Source organism: Pseudomonas syringae CC1557 (genome assembly GCF_000452705.1).
GTDB lineage: Bacteria > Pseudomonadota > Gammaproteobacteria > Pseudomonadales > Pseudomonadaceae > Aquipseudomonas > Aquipseudomonas syringae_F.
Genome location: NZ_CP007014.1, coordinates 1,058,525 through 1,082,033, shown reverse-complemented (window position 1 = coordinate 1,082,033; position 23,509 = coordinate 1,058,525). Strand labels below are relative to the sequence as shown.

General features: G+C 58.1%; 19 protein-coding genes. 11 read left to right on the top strand and 8 right to left on the bottom strand.

From position 1 onward, the window contains the following. The first annotated feature begins 35 nt into the window (after positions 1 to 35). The 5 genes from N018_RS05075 to N018_RS05055 all read left to right on the top strand — a co-directional run bounded on the left by N018_RS05075 (position 36) and on the right by N018_RS05055 (position 6,388). Positions 36 to 1,730, top strand: a complete 1,695-nt coding sequence (locus N018_RS05075; RefSeq protein WP_024647307.1) for a molecular chaperone HscC — start codon at positions 36 to 38, stop codon at positions 1,728 to 1,730. Between the two features lie 5 nt (positions 1,731 to 1,735). Next, the gene (locus tag N018_RS05070; protein ID WP_025388973.1) at positions 1,736 to 3,370 is read left to right on the top strand and encodes a J domain-containing protein; all 1,635 of its coding nucleotides are present in this window, start codon (positions 1,736 to 1,738) and stop codon (positions 3,368 to 3,370) included. 182 nt (positions 3,371 to 3,552) lie between these two features. Further along, the gene (locus N018_RS05065; RefSeq protein ID WP_024647305.1) at positions 3,553 to 4,878 is read left to right on the top strand and encodes an MFS transporter; all 1,326 of its coding nucleotides are present in this window, start codon (positions 3,553 to 3,555) and stop codon (positions 4,876 to 4,878) included. A 427-nt stretch (positions 4,879 to 5,305) separates the two neighbouring features. Continuing rightward, positions 5,306 to 5,626: a hypothetical protein gene (locus N018_RS05060; protein ID WP_024647304.1), complete on the top strand. Its 321-nt coding sequence runs from the start codon at positions 5,306 to 5,308 to the stop codon at positions 5,624 to 5,626. Between the two features lie 138 nt (positions 5,627 to 5,764). Further along, positions 5,765 to 6,388 (top strand): flavin reductase family protein, encoded by a 624-nt coding sequence (locus tag N018_RS05055; protein ID WP_024647303.1) that lies wholly within the window; start codon positions 5,765 to 5,767, stop codon positions 6,386 to 6,388. Here N018_RS05055 and N018_RS05050 read toward each other — a convergent pair whose 3' ends face one another. Further along, positions 6,389 to 6,628 (bottom strand): hypothetical protein, encoded by a 240-nt coding sequence (locus N018_RS05050; RefSeq protein ID WP_024647302.1) that lies wholly within the window; start codon positions 6,626 to 6,628, stop codon positions 6,389 to 6,391. It abuts the gene before it with no gap. A 177-nt stretch (positions 6,629 to 6,805) separates the two neighbouring features. On the opposite strand from N018_RS05050, the gene N018_RS27725 reads away from it, so the two are divergent. After that, complete coding sequence (locus N018_RS27725; protein ID WP_195757213.1) at positions 6,806 to 6,952, top strand: hypothetical protein; 147 nt, start codon at positions 6,806 to 6,808, stop codon at positions 6,950 to 6,952. A 128-nt stretch (positions 6,953 to 7,080) separates the two neighbouring features. Then, entirely contained in the window at positions 7,081 to 8,592 is a 1,512-nt protein-coding gene (locus N018_RS05045) for an MDR family MFS transporter (protein WP_024647301.1), read from the top strand. A gap of 23 nt (positions 8,593 to 8,615) precedes the next feature. Here the strand turns inward: N018_RS05045 and N018_RS05040 are convergent, their stop codons facing one another. Next, positions 8,616 to 9,740, bottom strand: a complete 1,125-nt coding sequence (locus N018_RS05040) for a DUF3396 domain-containing protein (protein ID WP_032633054.1) — start codon at positions 9,738 to 9,740, stop codon at positions 8,616 to 8,618. A 471-nt stretch (positions 9,741 to 10,211) separates the two neighbouring features. Beyond that, complete coding sequence (locus N018_RS05035) at positions 10,212 to 10,859, bottom strand: TetR family transcriptional regulator (protein WP_024647300.1); 648 nt, start codon at positions 10,857 to 10,859, stop codon at positions 10,212 to 10,214. Between the two features lie 255 nt (positions 10,860 to 11,114). Here N018_RS05035 and N018_RS05030 point away from each other — a divergent pair, with 255 nt between their 5' ends. The 3 genes from N018_RS05030 to N018_RS05020 are packed head-to-tail and all read left to right on the top strand — an operon-like array spanning position 11,115 to position 16,870. Next, entirely contained in the window at positions 11,115 to 12,275 is a 1,161-nt protein-coding gene (locus N018_RS05030; protein ID WP_024647299.1) for an efflux RND transporter periplasmic adaptor subunit, read from the top strand. 3 nt (positions 12,276 to 12,278) lie between these two features. Then, positions 12,279 to 15,413, top strand: a complete 3,135-nt coding sequence (locus N018_RS05025) for an efflux RND transporter permease subunit (protein ID WP_025388972.1) — start codon at positions 12,279 to 12,281, stop codon at positions 15,411 to 15,413. After that, complete coding sequence (locus N018_RS05020) at positions 15,410 to 16,870, top strand: AdeC/AdeK/OprM family multidrug efflux complex outer membrane factor (protein WP_024647297.1); 1,461 nt, start codon at positions 15,410 to 15,412, stop codon at positions 16,868 to 16,870. Before N018_RS05025 ends, N018_RS05020 begins: the two co-directional genes overlap by 4 nt. A 66-nt stretch (positions 16,871 to 16,936) precedes the next feature. Here the strand turns inward: N018_RS05020 and N018_RS05015 are convergent, their stop codons facing one another. From N018_RS05015 to pcaR, 5 genes are all read right to left on the bottom strand, one after another. Next, a complete protein-coding gene (locus N018_RS05015; protein WP_025388971.1) occupies positions 16,937 to 18,238 on the bottom strand; it encodes an MFS family transporter in 1,302 nt (433 codons plus the stop codon). Between the two features lie 215 nt (positions 18,239 to 18,453). Next, positions 18,454 to 19,653: a 3-oxoadipyl-CoA thiolase gene (gene pcaF, locus N018_RS05010; protein ID WP_024647295.1), complete on the bottom strand. Its 1,200-nt coding sequence runs from the start codon at positions 19,651 to 19,653 to the stop codon at positions 18,454 to 18,456. Beyond that, the gene (locus N018_RS05005) at positions 19,653 to 20,435 is read right to left on the bottom strand and encodes a CoA-transferase subunit beta (protein WP_195757182.1); all 783 of its coding nucleotides are present in this window, start codon (positions 20,433 to 20,435) and stop codon (positions 19,653 to 19,655) included. The genes pcaF and N018_RS05005 overlap by 1 nt, the downstream gene beginning before the upstream one ends. Continuing rightward, the gene (locus N018_RS05000) at positions 20,432 to 21,289 is read right to left on the bottom strand and encodes a CoA transferase subunit A (protein WP_025388970.1); all 858 of its coding nucleotides are present in this window, start codon (positions 21,287 to 21,289) and stop codon (positions 20,432 to 20,434) included. Before N018_RS05000 ends, N018_RS05005 begins: the two co-directional genes overlap by 4 nt. A 156-nt stretch (positions 21,290 to 21,445) precedes the next feature. Beyond that, entirely contained in the window at positions 21,446 to 22,288 is an 843-nt protein-coding gene (pcaR, locus tag N018_RS04995; RefSeq protein WP_007248858.1) for a pca regulon transcriptional regulator PcaR, read from the bottom strand. 869 nt (positions 22,289 to 23,157) lie between these two features. Between pcaR and N018_RS04990 the strand changes: the two genes are divergently transcribed. Continuing rightward, the gene (locus tag N018_RS04990) at positions 23,158 to 23,355 is read left to right on the top strand and encodes a hypothetical protein (RefSeq protein WP_007248860.1); all 198 of its coding nucleotides are present in this window, start codon (positions 23,158 to 23,160) and stop codon (positions 23,353 to 23,355) included. The last annotated feature ends 154 nt before the right edge of the window (positions 23,356 to 23,509 follow it).

Genomic DNA, 23,509 nt, shown 5'->3' with positions numbered 1-23,509 from the left:
ATCACGCCAAATTTAGAGCAGGGAGCATCTTTGAGATGATCGTCGGTATTGATCTGGGCACCACCAACAGCCTGGTAGCCGTATGGCGCGACGGCAGCAGCCAGCTGGTTACCAACGCCCTGGGTGAGACGCTCACCCCAAGCGTTGTCGGGCTGGACGATGAAGGGCAGATTCTGGTCGGCAAGGCCGCTCGCGAACGCCTGCAGACCCATCCGCAGAAAACTACAGCGCTGTTCAAGCGCTACATGGGCAGTGCTCAGGAGATCCGACTGGGCACCGAGACCTATCGCCCGGAAGAACTGTCCTCGCTGGTCCTCAAGAGCCTGAAAGCAGATGTCGAGCGCGCGTTCGGCGAGCCGGTCACTGAAGCAGTGATCAGTGTTCCCGCGTATTTCAGCGACGCTCAGCGCAAGGCCACGCGTATCGCCGGTGAACTGGCAGGGCTTAAAGTCGAAAAGCTCATCAATGAGCCAACTGCGGCGGCGCTGGCTTACGGGCTGCATCAGAAGGAAGGCGAAACCTCGTTTCTGGTCTTTGACCTGGGCGGCGGGACGTTCGATATTTCGATTCTTGAGCTGTTCGACGGCGTGATGGAAGTGCGTGCCAGCGCAGGTGACAACTTTCTGGGCGGTGAGGACTTCGACCGTTTGCTGGTCGAACACTTCCTTGACCTGCACCGCGACGAGAGTGACTTCCCGGCCAAAGAACTGGTGAGCCCCTCGCTACGGCGTGAGGCCGAACGTGTGCGCAAGGCGCTGGGGCAGGATGACAGCGCCGACTTCGTGCTGCGCCATGCAGATAGGGAATGGCGCAAGACCATCACCCAGGAGCAGATGACCGAGCAGTTTGCGCCTTTGCTGGCCCGGCTGCGTTCGCCAATTGAACGCGCCTTGCGTGACGCGAAAATTCGCGTCGCCGATCTCGACGAGATCCTGCTGGTGGGCGGCACTACGCGCATGCCACTGATCCGCAAACTGGCTGCGGGGATGTTCGGGCGTTTTCCGGCCATCACCCTCAATCCGGATGAGGTGGTCGCGCAAGGTGCCGCGATTCAGGCAGCCCTCAAGCAGCGCGATGCGGCGCTGGAGGAAGTGGTACTGACCGACGTTTGCCCTTACACCCTGGGTATCGAAACTACGCAATACGTGTTCAATGGCTATCAGGCCGGCCATTACCTGCCGATCATCGAGCGCAACAGCGTGGTGCCGGTCAGCCGGGTTCGCACCGTGAACACCATTGCCGACAATCAGGAACACGTGCTGCTGAAGATCTTTCAAGGCGAAAGTCGCCTGGTCAAAGACAACATCGCACTGGGCGAACTGAACATTCCCGTCCCCAAGGCCAAGGCTGGCGAGGTCGAACTGGACGTGCGCTTCACCTACGATAACAACGGCCTTCTGGAGGCCGACGTGCTTATCCAGATGACCGGCGAGAACCATAAGCTGGTAATCGAGAACAACCCCGGCGTCATGACCCCGGCGGAAATCCAGGAACGCCTCAAGGTGCTGGAAGCGCTCAAGGTCCATCCTCGCGAACGGCAGGTCAATACTCACCTGACAGCCCGGCTGGAACGGCTCTATCAGGAGTACCTGGGCGAAGCCCGTGAAACCATCGGCGTCTGGGCAGCGCAATTCCAGCGCGTCCTGGAAACGCAGGATGACCGGCAGATCAATGAAGTGCGCAAGCAGATCGAACAGGAAGCAGACCGTTTTGAACGGGGTGAATGGTGATTGCAATGGATTGCTGGAGCGTACTGGAACTGCAGGACGACGCCGACGAGCGCAGCATCAAACGGCAATACGCAAGACTGCTTAAAGTTACTCGGCCTGACGACGATCCTGTCGCCTTCCAGAGGCTGCGTGATGCTTACGAACAAGCCCTGGAACGGGCTCGAAATCGTGTTGAATACGCCCCCGAGGGCGCAGGCTTCTGGTCGTTCGCAGACCAGGCGCCAGAGTCGCTGACTCTGGACAAGCCTGCACGGGCCGTCCAGCCGGACGATGAGCGAGCACTGCCGGATGTTGACAGTACTTATCCACTGGTGCGCCCGGCGATAGAGTTGAGCTGGCACGAGCAAGCGTCTCGAACCACGCCGGAGAATTTGCACTCACAACACCAGCTCGCCCAGGACCAAGGCTGCGACGAGGTTTTTCAGCAGCACCTGGCTCGCCGATGCCTGCTGGACCCGGAAGGCACCCTGCCGCTGATAAAGGCTGCGGTTGAGCAACTGCACTGGCTGACACCCTGGCAAAAGGTGCAGCTCAGGGCGCACCAGTCACAGCGCTTGACCCAGGCGCTGCTGGACAGCTCGCTTCAGCCGTTGCACGCGCTGCTTGAAAACAGTGAAGAGCGCGCCTTTCTCGATGCGCTGAAGGCACTTCAGCAGCAGCCATGGCTGGCGTCCTTTGATCGTCAGGAGCAGTTGGAGCAATGGACCATGTCGCTGCTGCTCAACAACCCTCACTGGTCACCTGCGTTGTTCGAACGCCTGAGCGCCCTGTTTGACTGGGATCAGAAACATGATGTGCATTCCGGGCCAATGTCGTTGTGGATGAACCTGGTTCAGCGCTGTGAAAAAAAGGCTTTCATCACTCGCCTGCATCACTTGCTCGAAGGGCCGGCAGACAGCCCTGAAGCGACCGCAGCGCACTTGATCCTGCAGCCACCGCCACTGAATGAACGACTGCGCCTGGCAAGACAAGGTGATCAAGCGCTTTGGCAAGCCTGCGAGACGCTCACGTCTGATCTGATCCATCGTTTTCCGGAGGCCATGGAGGTATTTCCGGACGCTGATGTGCAGTCCTGGCGAAAACTGCCTGAGCAGGTGTCGTTCAATCCGAACCTCAGGACCTATCTGTTCGGTGCACTGGCGATATTCATAACGGCCTCACTCGACCCTTCGAGAGCCGACGTTGCCTGGTATGAAGTAATCGGCATTGCGCTGAGCGCCCCCGTACTTTTCTTGCTTATCAGCTACATGGTCATGACCCTCTGGGGGCCTGTCAGCGAAAGCTTCAAGACCGCGGACAAGCGCTGGAGTGAACGCCTGCTGCCCGGCTGGCTGAGCTGGCCTGGCTACCAGACTCTGCTGCTGCGCCATGGTATTCCGGTGGTCACCATCGGGGCCGCCTGCATACAGGAAGGACTTTTGCTTTTAGCGCTGTTCAGCGCTGGCCTGGCGTCATGGATTGTCCTGTCGCCCTACCGGATTTCTCTTTTTCAAGACGCTGTTTCGGCTCGTACCGGAGGTTGGCACGGAGTAAAAGCCTTCTGCGCCAGGAACACGTTCAAAGGCATCATGATCCTCATGGGCCTGATGCTCGCCTTTGTTGGAGCCGTGATTGCTTTCGGACCGGCACGCGGTCATTAGTAGCTCTCCCCTCCTATCAGCAAGAATCCGCCTATCCGCGCTGCGTCTATAAGCGGATTCTTGCTTACCACGCTCTCGCGACCGCTCTAGCCCAAGCCCTCATGGTGTGGCACAGCTCCTGCTATGGAACTGAGCAGGGCACTGAATGCCTCCTTCTAAAAATAATGAAATCAAGGAACATCATGGAAACCTCCAATCCCGCCTCCAACGGGTCGGCTGCTACTGCAGCCGGCCCAAAAACCACCTCCAGCCGTATCAAATCGATCTTCAGTGGCTCGGTCGGCAATATGGTCGAGTGGTACGACTGGTACGTCTACGCCGCGTTCTCGCTGTACTTCGCCAAAGCGTTCTTCCCCAAAGGCGACACCACCGCGCAACTGCTCAACACCGCCGCAATCTTCGCCGTCGGCTTTCTGATGCGACCGATTGGTGGCTGGCTGATGGGGTTGTATGCCGACTACAAGGGCCGCAAGGCCGCGCTGATGGCATCGGTGCTGCTGATGTGTTTCGGCTCGCTGATCATTGCCCTGACACCGGGCTATGAAAGCATCGGCGTCGGCGCACCGATCCTGCTGGTATTCGCCCGCTTGCTGCAGGGCCTTTCGGTCGGCGGCGAATACGGAACCTCGGCGACCTACCTCAGTGAAATGGCGACCAAGGAGCGTCGCGGCTTCTTCTCCAGCTTTCAGTACGTCACGCTGATTTCCGGCCAGCTCATTGCGCTGGGTGTGCTGATCGTGCTGCAACAAACCCTTACCACCGAACAGCTGTATGCCTGGGGCTGGCGCATTCCGTTTGTCATCGGCGCCTTGTGCGCAGTAGTAGCGTTGTTCCTTCGTCGCGGCATGGAAGAGACCGAGTCATTCACCCGCAAAAAGAAGGAAAAGCGCAAGGAAAGCCTGATGCGCACGTTGATGCGCCATCCCAAGGAATTGATGACGGTGGTCGGCCTGACCATGGGCGGCACCCTGGCCTTCTATACCTACACCACGTATATGCAGAAGTATCTGGTCAACACCGTTGGCATGAGCATCACCGACTCGACCTCGATATCGGCAGCGACGCTGTTCCTGTTCATGCTGCTGCAACCGGTGGTTGGGGCGCTGTCTGACAAGGTTGGTCGACGTCCGATCCTGATTGCCTTTGGCGTGCTGGGTACGTTGTGCACAGTGCCGATCCTGACCACGTTGCACACCATTCAGACCTGGTGGGGCGCGTTCTTCCTGATCATGGCCGCGCTGATCATCGTCAGCGGTTACACGTCGATTAACGCAGTGGTGAAAGCCGAGCTGTTCCCTACCGAAATCCGCGCACTCGGTGTCGGCCTGCCTTACGCACTGACCGTCTCGATATTCGGCGGCACTGCGGAGTACCTTGCACTGTGGTTCAAGAGCATCGGCATGGAGACGGGTTATTACTGGTACGTCACCGCGTGCATCGCCTGCTCGCTGCTGGTGTATGTGTTCATGAAGGACACGCGTAAACACTCGCGGATCGAAACTGACTGATCTGATAACGACTGCGACGATTCTCGTGTCCATGCTTCGCGCAGGCACGAGAGTCATCGAAGCTCACTTATAACGATCAGTATCATTGCCCGCATCGATATAACTACTGTGTAAAAGCCCCCTCTTTCACAGATCATCTGAAACAAAGCGTTTCAGTACGGTGCATTATTTGGGTGATTTCCAGCGACAACCTGTTGAATAAATAACACTTATATTTTGTCAATAGGCTTTATTACAAGACTTTTCAGGAATTGCACCACAACAATGCAATTCGGGTTAAGAGGCCCGAAATCAGCGCGTTACGGCCTACTATCATTTTCAGCGATGATCGCTAGCAATCCTATTAACTTCTTAATAATCCGCTGGCGCGTAGCATTGCCTCCATACCGGGATGACAACTCACCCGACACTACTTGGAGACACTCTCATGAAAACCAACAAACTGATCTTCGGCCTGGCCTTCTCTGTTCTGGCGTCGAGCGCCTTCGCTCTTCCAGCAGTCAATACCGTACATAACGACATGTCCAAGGCAACCATCGTTGCTGAAGGCGGCACCAAGCACACTAACGTCGGCTCGATCCGTGTAGCGGCTGATGGCGCAGATCGTGTAGGTCCAAACCGTCAGGCTGCCGATGGCGCTGATCACGTTGGTGCAAATCGTCTGGCCGCTGATGGCGCTGATCGTGTAGGCGCCAATCGTCAAGCTGCTGATGGCGCTGATCACGTCGGTGCAAACCGCCTGAGCTGATCCCTCAAGCGACACCCCAGGCCCGGCTATGCCGGGCTTCTTCGTTTCTGGCCCAGACGGAAACACACACGACTCTGGCATCCAGCGCCGATGCGCAGCACTATGTTCACCTCTACCATGAGCCATCAGGAACCGAGCATGTCAGACGCTATTCACTCCTACGAGCCATCCAAAGGGCACGGCCTGCCACACGACCCGTTCAACGCGATTGTAGGTCCACGCCCGATTGGCTGGATATCCTCACAGGATGCCAACGGCAAGCTGAATCTCGCGCCTTACAGCTTCTTCAACGCGTTCAACTACGTGCCACCGATCATTGGCTTCTGCAGCGTCGGTCGGAAGGACAGCCTCAATAACATCGAACAGACCGGCGAGTTTGTCTGGAACCTTGCGACCCGCTCGCTGGCCGAAGCCATGAATCAGAGCTGCGCACCGGTGGCCCCTGACGTGAGCGAGTTCGAGCTGGCGAACCTGACGCCGCTGGCGTCGCACATTGTTTCGGTGCCGCGCGTGCTGGAAACGCCGGTGTCCTTCGAATGCAAGGTCACGCAGATCATTCAATTGCAACGGGCGGACAAGGAACTGGTCCCGAGTTGGCTGATTCTGGGCGAGGTGGTTGCGGTACACATCGACAAGTCGCTGCTCAAAGACGGCATCTACGACACCGCTGCGGCAGAGCCGATTCTGCGCGGCGGTGGCCCGGCTGATTACTTCCAGCTTGGCCCGGAAGCGCTGTTCAAGATGTTTCGTCCAGGTGCCTGATCAGCAAGCCCACACCGGCTCGCCCTCTTGATCCACGTCGATCAGCCGCTCCAGTTCCTGGACTGCGGCCAGATCGGCGTCATGAGCGGTCTTGAATTTCTGCCCTGGCAATATCGCGTGGAAGCGCGGCGCACCGCCTGCTGCCAATGACTTGACGGCAACTGCTGCGCTATAACCCTCCTGCTCTGACGGTATTACCGCAGATACTACTTCAAACCCGTTGTATTCCTTGCGCGCCATGTGTCTCTAACCTGCCGATCAATCAAAACGCGAATTCTAACCGTTCACTCCCCTCGTGTGCGGTACGAATATCTTCCTGCCTGAAGCGCTTTCTTGTCCTACACTTCGATTAGATCTTTCAAGCTGCTCTGTAGGTAAAGCAAGGAGTGCGTCATGAAAGTAATAACAAGAAGATGTATGGCCGCCATCGGCATTCTCGCGGTACTGGCCGTGTACGCTGCCGGTGCGTATCAAAACGAACTGTCCCGACAGGCCACTGGATATGCCAACTGCACGTTCGGCCATTGCGCGCCGCTCGACGCAAGCTTCAGCGCCCTGCGATGAGGCTTATGCGCACTTAATTACAGCGCCATTCAGCAAAGGCAGCTATCGATTAGCAAGCTATCGGATTAGACTGGCCAGACTTCTCCCGCCTCCCTCGCGGCGGGTCAACACTGCCATCAGGTTGAGCCTTGACCAGTCTTACTCAAACGCCGCCCGCCATTCGCAGCATTTTGTTCGCGCTGATGATGGCTGTCCTGCTCAGCGCGCTGGACCAGACCATCGTCGCTGTTTCGATGCCTGCCATTTCCGCCCAGTTCAGAGACATCGACCTACTGGCCTGGGTCATCTCTGCCTACATGGTCGCGCTGACCGTGGCGGTTCCTATCTACGGCAAGCTGGGCGACCTTTACGGGCGACGCAATCTGATGCTGTTCGGGCTTGGTCTGTTCACGCTGGCCTCCCTGTTCTGCGGTGTTGCGCAAAGCATGGAGCAACTGGTGCTGGCGCGCGTACTGCAAGGGATTGGCGCAGGCGGCATGGTGTCGGTGAGCCAGGCAATCATCGCCGATATCGTCCCGCCTCGTGAGCGCGGTCGCTATCAGGGTTATTTCAGCAGCATGTACGCTGTCGCCAGCGTCGCAGGCCCGGTATTGGGCGGTTTGATGACCGAATACCTGTCCTGGCGCTGGGTGTTTCTGATCAACCTGCCGCTGGGTGCCGCTGCGCTGATCGTCGCCTACCGGACCCTTAACGGTCTGCCCATCCCCCAGCGCAAGCCGATCATCGACTATCTGGGAACCGTGCTGATGATCATCGGCCTGACCGCGCTGTTGCTGGGTATCACCGAAATCGGTCAAGGCCTGAATCTGGGCGATACCCAGGTTCAGCTGCTGCTCGGCATCGCCCTGTTGGCGCTGGCGGTTTTCGTCTGGTACGAGCGTCGCGCCCCTGAGCCCTTGCTGCCCATGCATCTGTTTACCAACCGCAGCGCAGTGCTCTGCTGGTGTACGGTGTTTTTTACCAGCTTCCAGGCCATTTCACTGATTGTCCTGATGCCGCTGCGCTACCAGACCGTTACCGGCGGTGGCGCCGACAGTGCAGCCCTGCACATGCTGCCACTGGCAATCGGCATGCCGATGGGGGCTTATTTTGCAGGGCGACGCACCGCGCATACCGGCCGATACAAGCCGTTGATCCTGACTGGCGCGCTGCTGATGCCGATCGCCATTCTGGCGATGGCCTTCACACCGCCACAGTCTATTGTGCTGATGAGCCTGTTCATGATCCTGACCGGCGTCGCAACCGGCATGCAATTTCCCACATCGCTGGTCGGGACCCAGAACGCTGTGCAGACCAAGGACATGGGCGTGGCCACCAGCACAACCAATCTGTTCCGCTCACTGGGTGGCGCCGTCGGCGTGGCCCTCATGTCGGCGTTGTTGCTGGCGATGCTGCAACACACGGGCGTAGCCCTGTCAGGAACTGCAGTGGCTGGCGCAGCGTCGGCTGGTAGCGAAAGCGGTTCCGGCAACGTGCTGCTCGACAGCCTCAATGCAGCAACCGGGCCCGCGCTGGATACCTTGCGGGCTGAACTGGGGCTGACCTTCAGAAACCTGCTGATCACCAGCGCCGCCATTTCACTGTTCGGTCTGGCTGCGGCCTGGATCATGCCCAACACCCTGTTGCGCGGCCGGGACTGAGCAGCCGTTCAGGCTCGGGACGATTATCCGGCCCAGAACCACTGGGTTTTCCTGTTTTTTACGTGGGCGAAAGCCGGCATGATTTCGCCCTCGTCGAAATGCCGTCGAGAGCCAAACTGTGCGCTGCTGAACCAGCAACCTGATCTCGGACAGGCCTGCCCTGCGTCAACCGGCGGCAAGGGCTTTTCATCGAACCGCGCATACCACTGCGCCGTGGTCTCTTCAGTGAAGCCGAGCGCCGGGGCCAGATAAGGATGAAGGTTGCCGGTGTCCTGCAAGCGGATCGGCTTGATCATTCTATTGACAGTGACGTAAGGCTGCGGTGGCGGCAGGCCTCTGCCACCCAGATCGGGTGACGCGCCAGCACGAATCAGCAGGCCATTGCGGTAACTGTGGAAAACGATGTCGCTGTGCGCGCTCATCTGGCCGCGCATTCGGTCGCTGCCGCCCAGTTGCCTGACGAAAGAATCACCCAGTACGGTGTACCAGCTCACGCCCTTGATGCGATCCAGTAGACGCAGGCTTTCTATATGCGGTCCCGGATCGACCATCAGCCCGATGTATTCCTGAGCCAGGCGATATTCCCACGGTAAATACTGATGACCATCGCAGGGCAGCACGCAGGCCAGCCCACCGTAACCGTGTTCGGCCCGCACTTCGCTGCTCAGGTATCTGATCCAGGTTTCGTAGTTTTTCAGACCGTCAGGCTCATTCAGGTATGACCAGGGCAACACCATCTTCAGACACGACCGGTCATTCTCGGCCTGACCCTCCGGGGTATTCATCACAAACAGACTGTGCATCGCGACCTCAGACTGAGTAGCGCTGGCAATCGACCAGGTGAACTGCTCGTCCGGCGAGCTTTCCACAACCTGCCGGCAGGTCGCGGCAAACGCCGACGAAGTGAGGCGACGCATGCGTTTGAACAGCTGCCATTTGAGTTTCGGTCTGAAGGTTTCGTAAAAGCGTGTGAAGCAGCCTTCGATCCGTCGTCTGGCCTCCAGGCTGTGACCGTCACGGAAGTACAAGGTGGTTATCAAACCCAGTCGTATGACAGGTACCCCCGATATCGAATCTACGGAAACAGGTCCGGATTGTTGTCCGATACTGTTCAAAAACCTCACAACATCAGATCCGCTGTCCGACATTACCTGCCCTCCTTTCAGTCCTTTGGTGGATCGGGTAGCGCCATTGCCTGAAGCCGTCTTGCGCGTTTCGGTTACCTGCTGCGTGCGTCTGGCTCCACGAGAGGCACGACCAGACACGCCAAAATGGACATCGGCGGAGCTGGGGTCGATTTCGGGACACATCGGCGCAAGATTCGGCAAAAGCATGCAACCTTCCTCTCTTCTGTTTTTCAGGAGGCGCAGAGTGAAGGGAGTTTTCCCACGGAGCAATAGTCGGAAATTACTTTGGGAAATCAGCTACATGTATAGGGAAATGTCCTACTCGCGTCCTACAAAACTTTTGTAATCCGCAGATCAATTGGTCGTAATAAACGGACATAGTCGGGCCAGACAGATAAACAGTCGGTAAATCTGCTGCATACGAAGCAAGGAATGGAGTCAGCCTTTGTGAGAAAGATCGCGCACCAGGAAGCGGCAGGCGTCTTGTCACTTTCAGGCAGCAACAGCCTTCACCCGTAAGGACGGGCTGTAGCGAAGCATGTCCAGACACACATCGACCATTTGCTCGGCCTCTTCAGGCAGCGAGAAACTGTCGGGAACCAGCAACCATTGATAGATGATGCCGTTGATGTGGGCAAACATGGCGACGGCTGCACGTGCGGTATCCAGACCCTGTGGGAGCTGCCCCTGGCGTACCGCGTTGCGCAGCGCCAGGTTGATCCGCTCATGGCATTGAATGGCGTTTTCCTGCCGTTGACGACGAAAATCACACATCTCGTCAGTAAACTCGCATTTATGGAAAAGGATTTCATTGATGCGACGGGTTTTCGGGTCCAGTGCCAGTTCATGGAATAAATGAATCAACAGATTCCTCATGCACCCCAGCGGGTCTTCCTCCTCCTCGCTCTGGCTGGCCTGAGCCATTTCGTCGAGAGGCTCCTGAAGGCTGTCGAGCATCGCCTGGACCAGGTCGGCCTTGTTATTGAAGTGCCAATAGATGGCACCACGCGTCACACCGGCAAGGGACGCAATATCAGCCAGCGTGGTGCGGGCGACGCCTCGCTCATAAAAAGCCTGCTCGGCAGCCTCCAGGATCTGGCTGCGAGTGATCTGAGCTTCCTCTTTGGTGCGACGAACCATGGCAATAAGACCTCAAAAAATTCACCTCAGGCACGCGTCTTGCGTCATGCCTCGAGATATCACCGGGCGGCATTTGTCTCGCCTTGTCCCGAATTGGCTGTCGGCTCCCTGAATACTGGCCGAATGCGCACGGCGGGTATTTACAAACAGCCGCGAATGTAAGTATATTCCTTAGCATGCTACTTATCTAGCCGAAATATTTTTTAACACTTCAACGTACTGTTGAGAAAACAGGCTCCTGCCCCGAGGATCTTCATGCAATTCAAGCCAGCTGTTACCGTTCTGGTCACTGCCATCGCCCTGGCAACCCTGCTCAGTGGCTGTAGCAAGAAGGAACAGGCCGCCCCGCCTGCGCAAACCCCTCAGGTAGGCGTCGTTACCATAAAAGCACAGCCCTACACGCTGACCACCGAGCTGCCGGGCCGGACCACCGCATTCCGCGTCGCCGAGGTTCGCCCTCAGGTCAACGGCATCATTCTCAAGCGTCTGTTCACCGAAGGTGGCGATGTCAAAGCCGGTCAGCAGCTCTACCAGATCGACCCGGCTGTCTATGAAGCCAACGCCAACAGCGCCAAGGCCACCCTGCAGTCCGCCAAGTCGATGTCCGATCGCTACAAGCAACTGGTCAGTGAGCAAGCGGTAAGCCGTCAGGAGTACGACACGGCGCTGGCATCCACCCAGGAAGCTCAGGCTGCCCTGCAGACCGCCCAGATCAACCTGCGCTACACCAAGGTGCTGGCACCTATTTCCGGTCGTATCGGTCGCTCTGCGGTCACTGAAGGCGCACTGGTCAGCAGTGCCCAGACCGACGCGATGGCAACCATCCAGCAGCTCGATCCGATCTATGTCGACGTGGTGCAGTCATCTGCCGACATGCTCAAGCTGCGCAGCGACCTGGACAGCGGCAAGCTGCAGAAAGCCGGCGACACTGCGGCCAAGGTCAAGCTGACACTGGAAGACAACAGCGTCTACGGCCAGGAAGGCAAACTGGAGTTCTCCGAAGTGTCGGTTGACCAGACAACCGGCTCGGTCACCTTGCGTGCAGTGTTCCCGAACCCTGAACACCGTCTGCTGCCGGGTATGTTCGTGCATGCGCAGTTGCAGGCTGGCGTCAACTCAAAAGCCATCCTGGCACCGCAGCAAGGCGTGACCCGCGACCTTAAAGGCACACCGACCGCCATGGTCGTCAACCAGGACAACAAGGTTGAAGTGCGCACGCTGGTTGCCAATCGCACGGTGGGCAGCGACTGGCTGATCGAAGACGGCCTGAAAGAGGGTGATCGCGTCATCACCGAAGGCTTGCAGTACGTCAAACCAGGTGCAGAAGTGAAAGTCGCCGAAGCGACCAACGTCAAAGGAGCAAACCCGGCGCCTGCCCCGGCCACTGATAAAGCCGCAGGCAGCAAAGGGGAGTAACCCATGTCGAAATTTTTTATTGATCGACCCATTTTTGCCTGGGTTATTGCCCTCGTGATCATGCTGGTCGGTGCGCTGTCGATTTCCAGCCTGCCGATCAACCAGTACCCGAGCATCGCACCGCCAGCCATCGGTATCCAGGTCACTTATCCGGGCGCATCTGCCCAGACGGTGCAGGACACTGTGGTTCAGGTGATCGAGCAACAGCTCAACGGTATCGACAACCTGCGTTATGTCAGTTCGGAAAGTAACTCCGACGGCAGCATGACCATTACTGCGACCTTCAATCAGGGCACCAACCCGGATACGGCGCAGGTTCAGGTGCAGAACAAGCTCAACCTCGCGACCCCGCTGCTGCCGCAAGAAGTTCAGCAACAGGGTATCCGCGTCACCAAGGCAGTGAAGAACTTCCTGATGGTGATCGGCCTGGTGTCGGAAGACGGCAGCATGGGCAAGGAAGACCTGGCCAACTACATTGTGTCGAACATGCAGGACCCGATCTCCCGGACCTCCGGTGTGGGCGACTTCCAGGTGTTCGGTTCGCAGTACGCCATGCGTATCTGGCTGGATCCGGCCAAGCTGAACAACTTCCAGCTGACCCCGGTTGACGTGAAAAACGCGATCACCGCGCAGAACGTCCAGGTGTCGTCCGGCCAGTTGGGCGGTCTGCCAGCGATCAGTGGCCAGCAACTCAACGCCACGATCATCGGCAAGACCCGTCTGCAGACCGCCGAGCAGTTCGGCAACATCTTCCTCAAGGTCAACACCGACGGCTCGCAGGTTCGCCTGAAAGATGTCGCCACGGTGGGCCTGGGCGCAGAGAACTACAGCACTGACTCGCAGTTCGACGGCAAACCGGCTTCCGGTCTGGCGATCAAGCTCGCCACCGGCGCCAACGCACTGGACACTGCCAAGGCCATCCGCGCGACCGTTTCGTCGCTGGAGCCGTTTTTCCCGCCTGGCATGAAAGTCGTTTACCCGTATGACACGACACCGGTGGTCAGCGAATCGATCAACGGAGTGGTGCACACCCTGATCGAAGCGATCGTGCTGGTGTTCCTGGTGATGTACCTGTTCCTGCAGAACTTCCGCGCCACCATCATCACCACGATGACGGTTCCGGTGGTCTTGCTGGGTACGTTCGGCATCCTCGCGGCCTTCGGCTTCACCATCAACACCCTGACCATGTTCGGTATGGTGCTGGCCATCGGCTTGCTGGTGGACGATGCGATTGTGGTGGTGGAAAACGTCGAGCGGGTCATGGAGGAGGAAAAGCTCTCCCCGCGCGACGCCACGATAAAATCCATGACCCAGATTCAGGGCGCGCTGGTCGGTATTGCCCTGGTGCTGTCGGCGGTTCTGTTGCCGATGGCGTTCTTCGGCGGCTCCACCGGGGTGATCTACAAGCAGTTCTCGATCACCATTGTCTCGGCCATGGCCTTGTCGGTCGTAGTGGCCCTGATCTTCACCCCGGCGCTGTGCGCCACCATGCTCAAGCCCATCGATCACGAGAAGCACGGGCAACCGAAACGTGGTTTCTTTGGCTGGTTCAACCGTACTTTCGACCGCAGCGTTCTGAGTTATGAGCGCGGCGTCGGCAATATGCTCAAGCACAAATGGCTGTCGTATCTGGGCTACATCGTGATCTGCGCAGGCATGGTCTTCATGTTCATGCGGATTCCTGCAGCGTTCCTGCCGGAAGAAGACCAGGGCGTTATCTTCGCCCAGATCCAGACCCCTGCCGGCTCTTCGACCGAGCGGACGCAGGAAGTCATCGATCAAATGCGTGAGTACCTGCTGACCAAGGAAAGCGGCGCAGTGAAGTCGGTGTTCTCGGTAAACGGCTTCAACTTCGCGGGCCGCGGCCAAAGCTCGGCGATTGCGTTCGTGATGCTCAAGCCGTGGGAAGAGCGTGACTCGAACAACAGCGTCTTCGAACTGGCCAAGCGTGCCCAAGGCTACTTCTTCAGCCTGCGCGATGCGATGGTGTTTGCCATCGTGCCGCCTTCGGTGCTGGAACTGGGTAACGCAACAGGCTTCGACGTTTACCTGCAAGACCAGGGCGGCGTCGGTCACGAAAAACTGATGGCAGCCCGTAACCAGTTCCTCGGCATGGCCGCCCAGAGCAAGATTCTGGCAGGCGTGCGTCCGAACGGGTTGAACGACGAGCCGCAATATCAGTTGATCATCGACGACGAACGCGCCAGTGCTTTGGGTATCACCCTGTCGGACATCAACAACACTCTGTCCATCGCGTTGGGTGGCAGCTACGTCAACGACTTCATTGACCGTGGCCGTGTGAAGAAGGTGTACATCCAGGGCGACGCGGGTGCGCGTATGAAGCCTGAAGACCTGAAGAAGTGGTACGTGCGCAACAGCGCGGGTGAGATGGTGCCGTTCTCGGCCTTCGCCAGCGGCAAATGGTCCTACGGCTCACCAAAACTGTCGCGCTACAACGGCGTGGCGGCAGAGGAAATTCTCGGTACGCCGGCACCGGGCTACAGCAGCGGCGATGCGATGGCCGAAGTTGAAGCACTGGCCAAGAAACTGCCACAAGGTATCGGCATCTCCTGGACCGGTCTGTCCTACGAGGAGCGCTTGTCCGGCTCGCAGGCCCCTGCCCTGTACGCCCTGTCGTTGCTGGTCGTGTTCCTGTGTCTGGCTGCGCTGTATGAAAGCTGGTCGATTCCGATCGCGGTCATCCTCGTGGTGCCACTGGGGGTTATCGGTGCACTGATGGCAACCAGCCTGCGCGGTCTGTCCAACGACGTGTTCTTCCAGGTCGGATTGCTGGTGACAGTGGGTCTGGCGGCGAAGAACGCCATCCTGATTGTCGAGTTCGCCAAAGAGCTGCACGAACAGGGCAAGAGCCTTGCCGAGGCAGCGATCGAAGCGTGCCGCATGCGTCTGCGCCCGATCATCATGACCTCCATGGCCTTCATTCTTGGCGTTGTGCCACTGGCGATCTCGTCGGGTGCGGGTTCAGGTAGTCAGCATTCGATTGGTACTGGCGTAATTGGCGGTATGATCACAGCCGTTATTCTGGCGATCTTCTGGGTGCCCCTGTTCTTCGTCTCGATCTCAGGGCTGTTCAAGAGCAAGCAGAAACATACTTCACACGATGAGGCTGGCCAATGAGCAAGTCATTGATCTCTCTTGCAGTTACCGCGTTCATTCTCGGCGGCTGCTCTTTGATCCCCGAGTACAAGCAGCCGGAAGCACCGGTCGCCGCACAATACCCGCAAGGTCCGGCTTACTCGCCGGTCGAGGCGGCCAAAATGGCCGCTGCGGAACAAGGCTGGCGCCACTTCTTCAATGATCCGGCGCTGCAACAGCTGATTCAGACCGCGTTGCTCAATAACCGTGACCTTCGGGTCGCGGCGCTGAACATCGACGCCTACCGCGCCCAGTACCGCATTCAGCGCGCGGACCTGTTCCCGGCTGTTTCGGCAACCGGCAGCGGCAGCCGCCAACGCGTGCCTGCCGGCCAGTCGCAGACTGGTCAGGCCGGCATTACCAGCAGCTATTCGGCAACGCTGGGCGTCAGCGCCTACGAGCTGGATCTGTTTGGTCGAGTGCGTAGCCTCAGTGAACAAGCGCTGGAAAACTACTTCTCCACTGAAGAAGCGCGTCGCAGCACCCAGATCAGTCTGGTGGCCAACGTTGCCAATGCCTACATGACCTGGCAGGCCGACAAGGAACTGCTCAAGCTGACGCAGGACACCCTGAAGACCTACGAAGAAAGCTTCCGCCTCACTTCGCGCAGCAATGAAGTCGGTGTTTCTTCGGCGCTGGACCTCAGCCAGTCGCGCACCGCCGTCGAAAGCGCCCGCGCCAAACTGGCCCAGTATCAGCGCCTGGTCGCTCAGGATCAGAACAGCCTGGTGCTGCTGCTTGGCACCGGCTTGCCCGACAACCTGCCAGCCAGTCAATTGCTCGATTCCGACATGCTGACGGAAATGCCGGCTGGCTTGCCGTCCGACCTGTTGCAGCGTCGTCCGGACATTCTGCAAGCCGAGCATTCGCTCAAGGCGGCCAACGCCAACATCGGCGCCGCACGTGCAGCGTTCTTCCCGAGCATCAGCCTGACGGCCAGTGCCGGGACCAGCAGCAGCGAGCTGTCCGGTCTGTTCAAGGGCGGATCGGGCGCCTGGCTGTTCCAGCCAAGCATCAACATCCCGATCTTCAACGCCGGCAGTCTGCGTGCCAGCCTGGATTACTCGAAGATCCAGAAGGAAATCAGCGTCGCCAACTACGAGAAGGCGATTCAGACCGCCTTCCAGGAAGTGTCCGACGGCCTGGCTTCACGCAAGACCTATGACGAGCAGCTCCAGGCGCAACGTGACTTCGTCGCGGCCAACCAGGACTACTACCGTCTGGCCGAGCGTCGCTACCGTATCGGCATCGACAGCAACCTGACCTTCCTCGACGCCCAGCGCTCGCTGTTCAGTGCGCAACAAACGCTGATCACTGATCGCCTGTCGCAGCTGACCAGCGAGGTCAACCTGTACAAGGCTCTCGGCGGCGGCTGGTATGAAAGAACCGGACAAACCGAAACCATCTCCAAGGAGAAGCCTTCGGTTCAGCTATTCTGATTGACAGCGGCACACAAAAAAACCACCTGATCAGGTGGTTTTTTTGTGGCCGAAACAAACCTGCGATCAATGATCCTGATGCAGGTACTTAGGCTCTTTCGGCAGCCGCAGACTGAACAGGAACGCTATTGCCATCATGACAGTCACGTACCAGTAAAAGCTGTTTTCCATCCCGGCGCTCTTGAGCTTCAAGGCCACCCACTCGGCCGAGCCGCCAAACATGGCGTTGGCGACGGCGTAGGCCAGGCCCACACCCAGCGCACGCACTTGAGGCGGAAACATCTCGGCTTTGACCAGCCCGCTGATCGAGGTGTAAAAGCTGACAATCGCCAACGCCAGGGTAATCAGTACAAACGCGATGAACGGGTTGGTGGTGGTTTTCAGGGTCATCAGGATCGGCACCGTGCACAACGTGCCCAGCGCGCCAAACAACAACATCGAATTACGACGACCGATACGGTCCGCCAGCATGCCGAAGAACGGCTGCATGCACATGTACAGGAACAGTGCGCCAGTCATAATGTAGCTGGCGGTCTTGGCCTCCATGCCACCGGTATTGACCAGATACTTCTGCATGTAAGTGGTAAAGGTATAGAAAATCAGCGAGCCACCCGCGGTGTAACCCAGCACCGTAATAAAAGCAGCCGTATGATTTCTGAACAGCGCCGTGATGCTGCCGGCGTCCTTGTCCTGACGGCTTTCAGCAGTGGTTGTTTCATTGAGCGTACGGCGCAGCAGCAAGGCGATGACAGCCGCAGCAGCGCCGATCACGAACGGGATTCGCCAGCCATAGGCACGCAGTTCCTCGGTGGTGAGAAATTGCTGCAGAATCACCACGGTCAGTACTGCCAGCAACTGGCCGCCAATCAGCGTCACGTACTGGAACGAAGCGTAGAAACCGCGCTGGCCGCGCAACGCCACTTCACTCATGTAAGTGGCCGTGGTGCCGTACTCGCCCCCCACCGACAACCCCTGAAGCAGACGCGCCATCAGCAGCAATGCCGGTGCCCAGGCACCAATCGATGCGTAGGTCGGAAGACAGGCGATGATCAGCGACCCTGCGCACATCATGGTGACCGAAATCAGCATCGAGTTCTTGCGACCATGTTTGTCAGCCACACGACCAAACAGCCAGCCGCCAATCGGGCGCATCAGAAAGCCTGCTGCAAACACACCTGCAGTGTTGAGCAACTGGACGGTCGGGTCATCGGAAGGAAAGAAAGCAGGTGCGAAATAAATCGCACAGAAGGCATAAATGTAAAAATCGAACCATTCGACGAGGTTCCCGGAAGACGCGCCGACGATAGCGAAAATTCTTTTGCTTCGCTCCTCGCCCGTGTAATGCGGTGCTTTTGCTGTTGTAGTCATTATTTTCCCCAAGCAGAACTGTCCATTTAGCAACAATCTGTAACACCGTCTTTAATCAAGCACAATCACCCTGGCCAATTCAGTTGACAGGGTTATGTTGAGAGCGATGGAAAACCTGGCGTTATTCGCACAACAACCCGGATCATCAGCCTGTCTTTTCGTGGAGACAGACAAATGAACCGGGTTGCCGGGCAACTTTTTAAAACGGAATGTTTTTAACGCTCAATCGCCAGCGCCAAGCCCTGCCCTACCCCAACGCACATGGTTGCCAGACCTCTGCGCCCACCGGTCTTTTCCAGATGGTGCAGCGCCGTGAGTACCAGCCGAGCGCCGCTCATGCCCAGCGGGTGCCCAAGCGCAATGGCGCCGCCGTTGGGGTTGACCTGCGGCGCATCATCCGCCAGCCCCAACTCGCGCAACACGGCCAGGCCCTGGCTGGCAAAGGCCTCATTGAGCTCGATGACGTCAAAGTCGGCAACGGCCATACCCAGCCGCTCGACCAGCTTGCGCACTGCTGGCACCGGGCCGATGCCCATCACCCGAGGCTCGACCGCTGCGCTGGCCATGCCCAGCACCCTGGCGCGAGGAGTGAGACCATGCTTTTTGACCGCCTCGGCCGACGCCAGGATCAACGCCGCCGCACCGTCGTTGACGCCTGACGCATTGCCAGCAGTAACCGTCTGGTCAGGACCGTTGACCGGTTTGAGTCTGCTCAGGGTCTCCAGACTGGTATCACCGCGCGGATGCTCGTCCTTGTCGATGATCGTTTCGCCCTTCTTGTGCGCAACCCGCACCGGCACGATCTCCTCCTCGAAAAAGCCCGCAGCCTGGGCAACAGCAGTGCGTTGCTGGCTGCGCAGGGCGAAAGCGTCCTGATCGGCTCGAGAAATCCTGAAGTCAGTCGCGACGTTGTCGCCGGTCTCGGGCATCGAGTCCACTCCATACAGCGCTTTCATGGCCGGGTTGATAAAGCGCCAGCCGATGGTGGTGTCTTCCAGCTTCATGTTGCGCGAAAAAGGCGCATCGGCCTTGCCCATGACAAACGGCGCGCGCGACATGGACTCGACGCCACCGGCAATCGCCAGCTCCATCTCACCTGAAGCAATGGCACGGAACGCGGTGCCGATGGCATCCATTCCGGAAGCACAAAGGCGATTGAGGGTGACGCCCGGAACGCTTTTCGGCAGCCCGGCGAGCAAGGCCGCCATACGCGCTACGTTACGGTTGTCCTCACCGGCCTGATTGGCGCAACCGAGGAACACCTCATCGACCTCCTCCCAATTGACGCTGGGGTTGCGCGCCATCAAGGCCTTGATCGGTATGGCAGCCAGATCGTCAGCACGCACAGTGGACAAACCGCCGCCGAAACGCCCGATCGGTGTACGAATCGCATCGCAAATAAAGACGTCACGCATCACGCTTCTCCTGCAACCTGGCCATGGGCTGCGGCGGTACGGGCTTCCAGGTCCCTCAGCGCCTTCAGCTCGACGTCAGTGGGCTCTTCCGACACCACAACAGTGTCGGCAAAACGGATGTCCCAGCCAGTCGCCGCGATCACCTGCTCGCGGGTCACCCCGGGGTGCAGCGTGGTCACGACAAATTCATGAGTGTCGGCTTCCGGCTCCATGATGCACAGGTCGGTGATAATGCCCACCGGACCGGCACCGGGCAGGCCCAGGCGTTTGCGCGAATCGCCACCCTCGCCGTGACCGACCGAGGTGATGAAATCCAGCTTGTTGACGAACGAGCGCGCCGACTGCTTGAGAATGATCAACACCGACTTCGCCGAACCGGCAATCTCCGGCGCTCCACCGGCTCCCGGCAGACGCACTTTGGGATGGTGGTAATCGCCGACCACGGTGGTGTTGATGTTGCCGAAACGGTCAACCTGAGCTGCGCCGAGAAAGCCGACATCGACACGTCCGCCCTGCAGCCAGTAGCGGAAGATTTCACTGGTGGAAACAACCGTGTCAGCAGTTTCCGCCAATTCGCCATCACCAATCGACAGCGGCAAAACGTTAGGTTTGGCGCCAATCGGACCCGATTCGTAAATCAACACAACATCAGGCGACGACGTCAGGCGTGCCAGGTTAGCGGCCTTGGAAGGCAGACCGATGCCGACAAAGCACACCGAGCCATTACGCAGACGGCGTGCGGCGGCGACGGTCATCATTTCACTGGTGGAGTAAGTCATTATTTGGCCTCCGAAGCATGAGCCAGCTTGCTCTGGAATTCGCTGAAATCTGCTGTGCCATGGATGTATTCATCGATCCACGTCGTGAACGTCTCGCGGTCGCGGGCAATCGGGTCCCAGGCTTGGTAAAACGGGTTGTCCCGCTCGTAGTAGCCATGCGCGTAGGAAGGATGCGCGCCGCCGGGCACAAGACATACCGCGCTCAGCGCCCAGGTGGGCAGCACGCAGGCGTTCATCGGCGCCTTGAGGTCATCGACTATTTCTTCAACGGTCACAATGCAGCGTTTGGCGGCCAGCGCGGCTTCTTTCTGCACGCCGAGAATGCCCCACAGTAAAACGTTGCCCTTACGGTCGGCCTTCTGAGCATGAATCACGGTTACGTCCGGGCGTACCGAAGGCACCGCCGCCAACACTTCGCCGGTGAACGGGCAGGTCACCGTCTTGATCAGCGGGTTGACCTTGGGCAGGTCGGACCCTGCGTAAGCGCGCAGTACTGCGAACGGCAGGCCAGAGGCTCCGGCCACGTAGGCATTGGCGAGGTCGGCATGGCTGTGTTCTTCGATTTCCATCGCATATGGCCACTGTTTTTCGACCGCATCGCGCAGACGATGCAGGGAGCCAACGCCAGGGTTGCCTCCCCACGAGAAAATCAGTCGTTTCGCACAACCGGCACCGATCAACTGGTCGTAGATCAGGTCGGGCGTCATGCGTACCAGCGTCAGGTCTTTTTTACCCTGACGAATGATTTCATGGCCAGCAGCCGTGGGGATCAAATGGGTGAAGCCTTCAAGCGCAACGGTGTCGCCATCGTTGACCAGTTGCTTCACCGCATCGCGTAGAGAAAGAATATCTGCCATGAGGTGCTCCGAACCCAACATCACGTTCAATGATCAGCGCGAAGACCTGCGCCGGAATGAAAATGAGGTTATGCCTGAGCAAGAAGGCAAACAATCCGATAATCGACTAACCGTTCGGTAACCGAACGAATTCAATCAGTCAGAAACACGGTCGCTTCAGGTAAACAGTTGCGTACTCAGGTCACGACTGGCATCCAGCATGATCGGCAGGAAGCGTTGTTCCAGCTCGCTACGCGCCACACGCCCGGCACTGGTACTGACATTCAACGCCGCCAGCACCTGGCCCGACGCATCATAGACCGGTACGGCAATCGAGCGCAGCCCCTGCTCCAGTTCCTGGTCGACAATACACCAGCCTTGCTGACGAACCAGTTGCAGGCATTCGAGCAAGGCTTCCGGCGTGCGGATGGTCCGGCTGGTCTTGGGCTGCAGATCGACGTGATCCAGATACTCCTGCAGTGACACATCATCCAGCGCAGCCAGCAGAATGCGCCCCATGGACGTGCAATAGGCTGGCAATCGGCCGCCGACGGAAAGGTCGACCGAGATCAAGCGCTGAGTGGTCGCCGAGCGCGCGATATAAAGAATGTCGTTGCCTTCCAGCGTGGCCATATTGCATGCCTCATGCAGTTGATCGCTCATGCGATCCAGATAAGGCTGCGACGAGGTTGCCAGCGGTGTTGACGACAGATAGGCGTGACCAAGGGTCAGGACCTTGGGCAACAATGAATAGGTGCGCCCGTCAGTGGTCGCGTAACCCAGCTTGATCAATGTGTGCAGACAGCGCCGCACTGCCGCACGGGGGATTTCAGTGCGGTGGCTGATCTGCGCAATGGTCAGATGCCGTTTGCGCTCCTGGAAGGCATGAATAACAGCCAGCCCGCGCGCCAGCGAGGTCATGAAATCGGGGTCACCGGTCAGCGCCTGGATGCGCTTGGCAGGCGACGCCACGATGGGCGGCGCCAGTGAGGCAAAAGAATTACGCAATTCATCGTTCATTACCGCACCCTCTGTAACGCGTGTTCAGGCCTTGTAAACCGAGGGTTTCAGATCGATTTCAAGATCTTCTGCATACCCCGGTTTGTGCGATTATCGAACAGGTGGCCGATAATCGCAATTGACCCCTCGCAAATATACTTATACCTTTACCTCTGCCATGAAGTGACTTCTTGGAAATTACTGGTCAGGTACCCACTGAGAAGTCATAGGCAGCGGCCTTGCTTACCAAGCAAGGCCGTTTTCATTACGACGCATCGTTCTCACCCTCACGACCCTGTCACGAGCATCACCTTCGCTTTTCACCCAACCTTGAATATATGGCAACACCTCAACTCGGTGCGGATATAGAACTCTCTGAATGTCAGAGTGAACGTTTTGTCCCGTCCCAGAAAAAGTGTTTTATAAAAGTTCTTTCATATAAACGGCCCACTCAAACTTCGGAACAATCGTACAAAAAACCAAGATATGTGAACTCATGCAACGCCGGTAGTTGACGTATCACAACATCTTGGAGATAGTACCTCTCAGTTGACAGGCATTACCCCTCTGACGATTGTCCGCTGCAAGGCCGCTCTGCTTCGATGATCCTTTCGACGCGAAGCCAATGCGTTGTATTGTGACGCAACACGTTGCCGATCGCCGGCAAGCCTGCCAACCCGAGCCCAGTGCTTGAAATCAGAATGCATGTCGCTACGACAGCTGTTCCTCTGGTGTACGTAGCCGCAAGCAATAGCAAGATGTTCAGCGCCCCTCTACGCGACCTTCCGGCCAGGTTTGTGCCTGCTTCCGGAATACGAAGAGCCAGAATGAACATACTTGCGATGTTTTGCGTTCTCACCGGATCCCTTTTGACTTGATCAGGTAATACAGTGACTAAAGATGAACTGCGCGCGGAACTTGAGCGCCAGGAGCAACGTTTCAAGGATGTCTACGGCGGGGAAATCACCACCTACGCCGCGCAACCGGAACCGGAACGCAAGCCTTGGCGCAAAAGGGCCAGCCTGCTGGACCAGGCGTTCAAGCAGGAATTGCAGAAAATGGAAGAAGAATTAAAAGAAGAGCCGTGACAGCACAGGTTTGAATACCCCTGCCACGTCTGCCTTGATGCATCCGGAATACCTGCATGACTGCCCCATTGAGTGTTCAACGGGGCGGTGCTCATGCGTCTTTTTTTTGGTTTGAGGCGACACCGGACAGCGACGACAAGTCCTCCTGTATTTT

What these genes read in the sequence shown, in the direction of transcription:
- N018_RS27725 (WP_195757213.1), top strand. Translation starts at nt 6,806, where the DNA reads ATGGCCGCCATCGGCATTCTCGCGGTACTGGCCGTGTACGCTGCCGGT.
- N018_RS05030 (WP_024647299.1), top strand. Translation starts at nt 11,115, where the DNA reads ATGCAATTCAAGCCAGCTGTTACCGTTCTGGTCACTGCCATCGCCCTG.
- N018_RS05015 (WP_025388971.1), bottom strand. Translation starts at nt 18,238, where the DNA reads ATGACTACAACAGCAAAAGCACCGCATTACACGGGCGAGGAGCGAAGC.
- N018_RS05070 (WP_025388973.1), top strand. Translation starts at nt 1,736, where the DNA reads ATGGATTGCTGGAGCGTACTGGAACTGCAGGACGACGCCGACGAGCGC.
- pcaR (WP_007248858.1), bottom strand. Translation starts at nt 22,288, where the DNA reads ATGAACGATGAATTGCGTAATTCTTTTGCCTCACTGGCGCCGCCCATC.
- N018_RS05000 (WP_025388970.1), bottom strand. Translation starts at nt 21,289, where the DNA reads ATGGCAGATATTCTTTCTCTACGCGATGCGGTGAAGCAACTGGTCAAC.
- N018_RS05065 (WP_024647305.1), top strand. Translation starts at nt 3,553, where the DNA reads ATGGAAACCTCCAATCCCGCCTCCAACGGGTCGGCTGCTACTGCAGCC.
- N018_RS05060 (WP_024647304.1), top strand. Translation starts at nt 5,306, where the DNA reads ATGAAAACCAACAAACTGATCTTCGGCCTGGCCTTCTCTGTTCTGGCG.
- N018_RS05025 (WP_025388972.1), top strand. Translation starts at nt 12,279, where the DNA reads ATGTCGAAATTTTTTATTGATCGACCCATTTTTGCCTGGGTTATTGCC.
- N018_RS05055 (WP_024647303.1), top strand. Translation starts at nt 5,765, where the DNA reads ATGTCAGACGCTATTCACTCCTACGAGCCATCCAAAGGGCACGGCCTG.
- N018_RS05020 (WP_024647297.1), top strand. Translation starts at nt 15,410, where the DNA reads ATGAGCAAGTCATTGATCTCTCTTGCAGTTACCGCGTTCATTCTCGGC.
- pcaF (WP_024647295.1), bottom strand. Translation starts at nt 19,653, where the DNA reads ATGCGTGACGTCTTTATTTGCGATGCGATTCGTACACCGATCGGGCGT.
- N018_RS05035 (WP_024647300.1), bottom strand. Translation starts at nt 10,859, where the DNA reads ATGGTTCGTCGCACCAAAGAGGAAGCTCAGATCACTCGCAGCCAGATC.
- N018_RS05075 (WP_024647307.1), top strand. Translation starts at nt 36, where the DNA reads ATGATCGTCGGTATTGATCTGGGCACCACCAACAGCCTGGTAGCCGTA.
- N018_RS05040 (WP_032633054.1), bottom strand. Translation starts at nt 9,740, where the DNA reads ATGTCGGACAGCGGATCTGATGTTGTGAGGTTTTTGAACAGTATCGGA.
- N018_RS05050 (WP_024647302.1), bottom strand. Translation starts at nt 6,628, where the DNA reads ATGGCGCGCAAGGAATACAACGGGTTTGAAGTAGTATCTGCGGTAATA.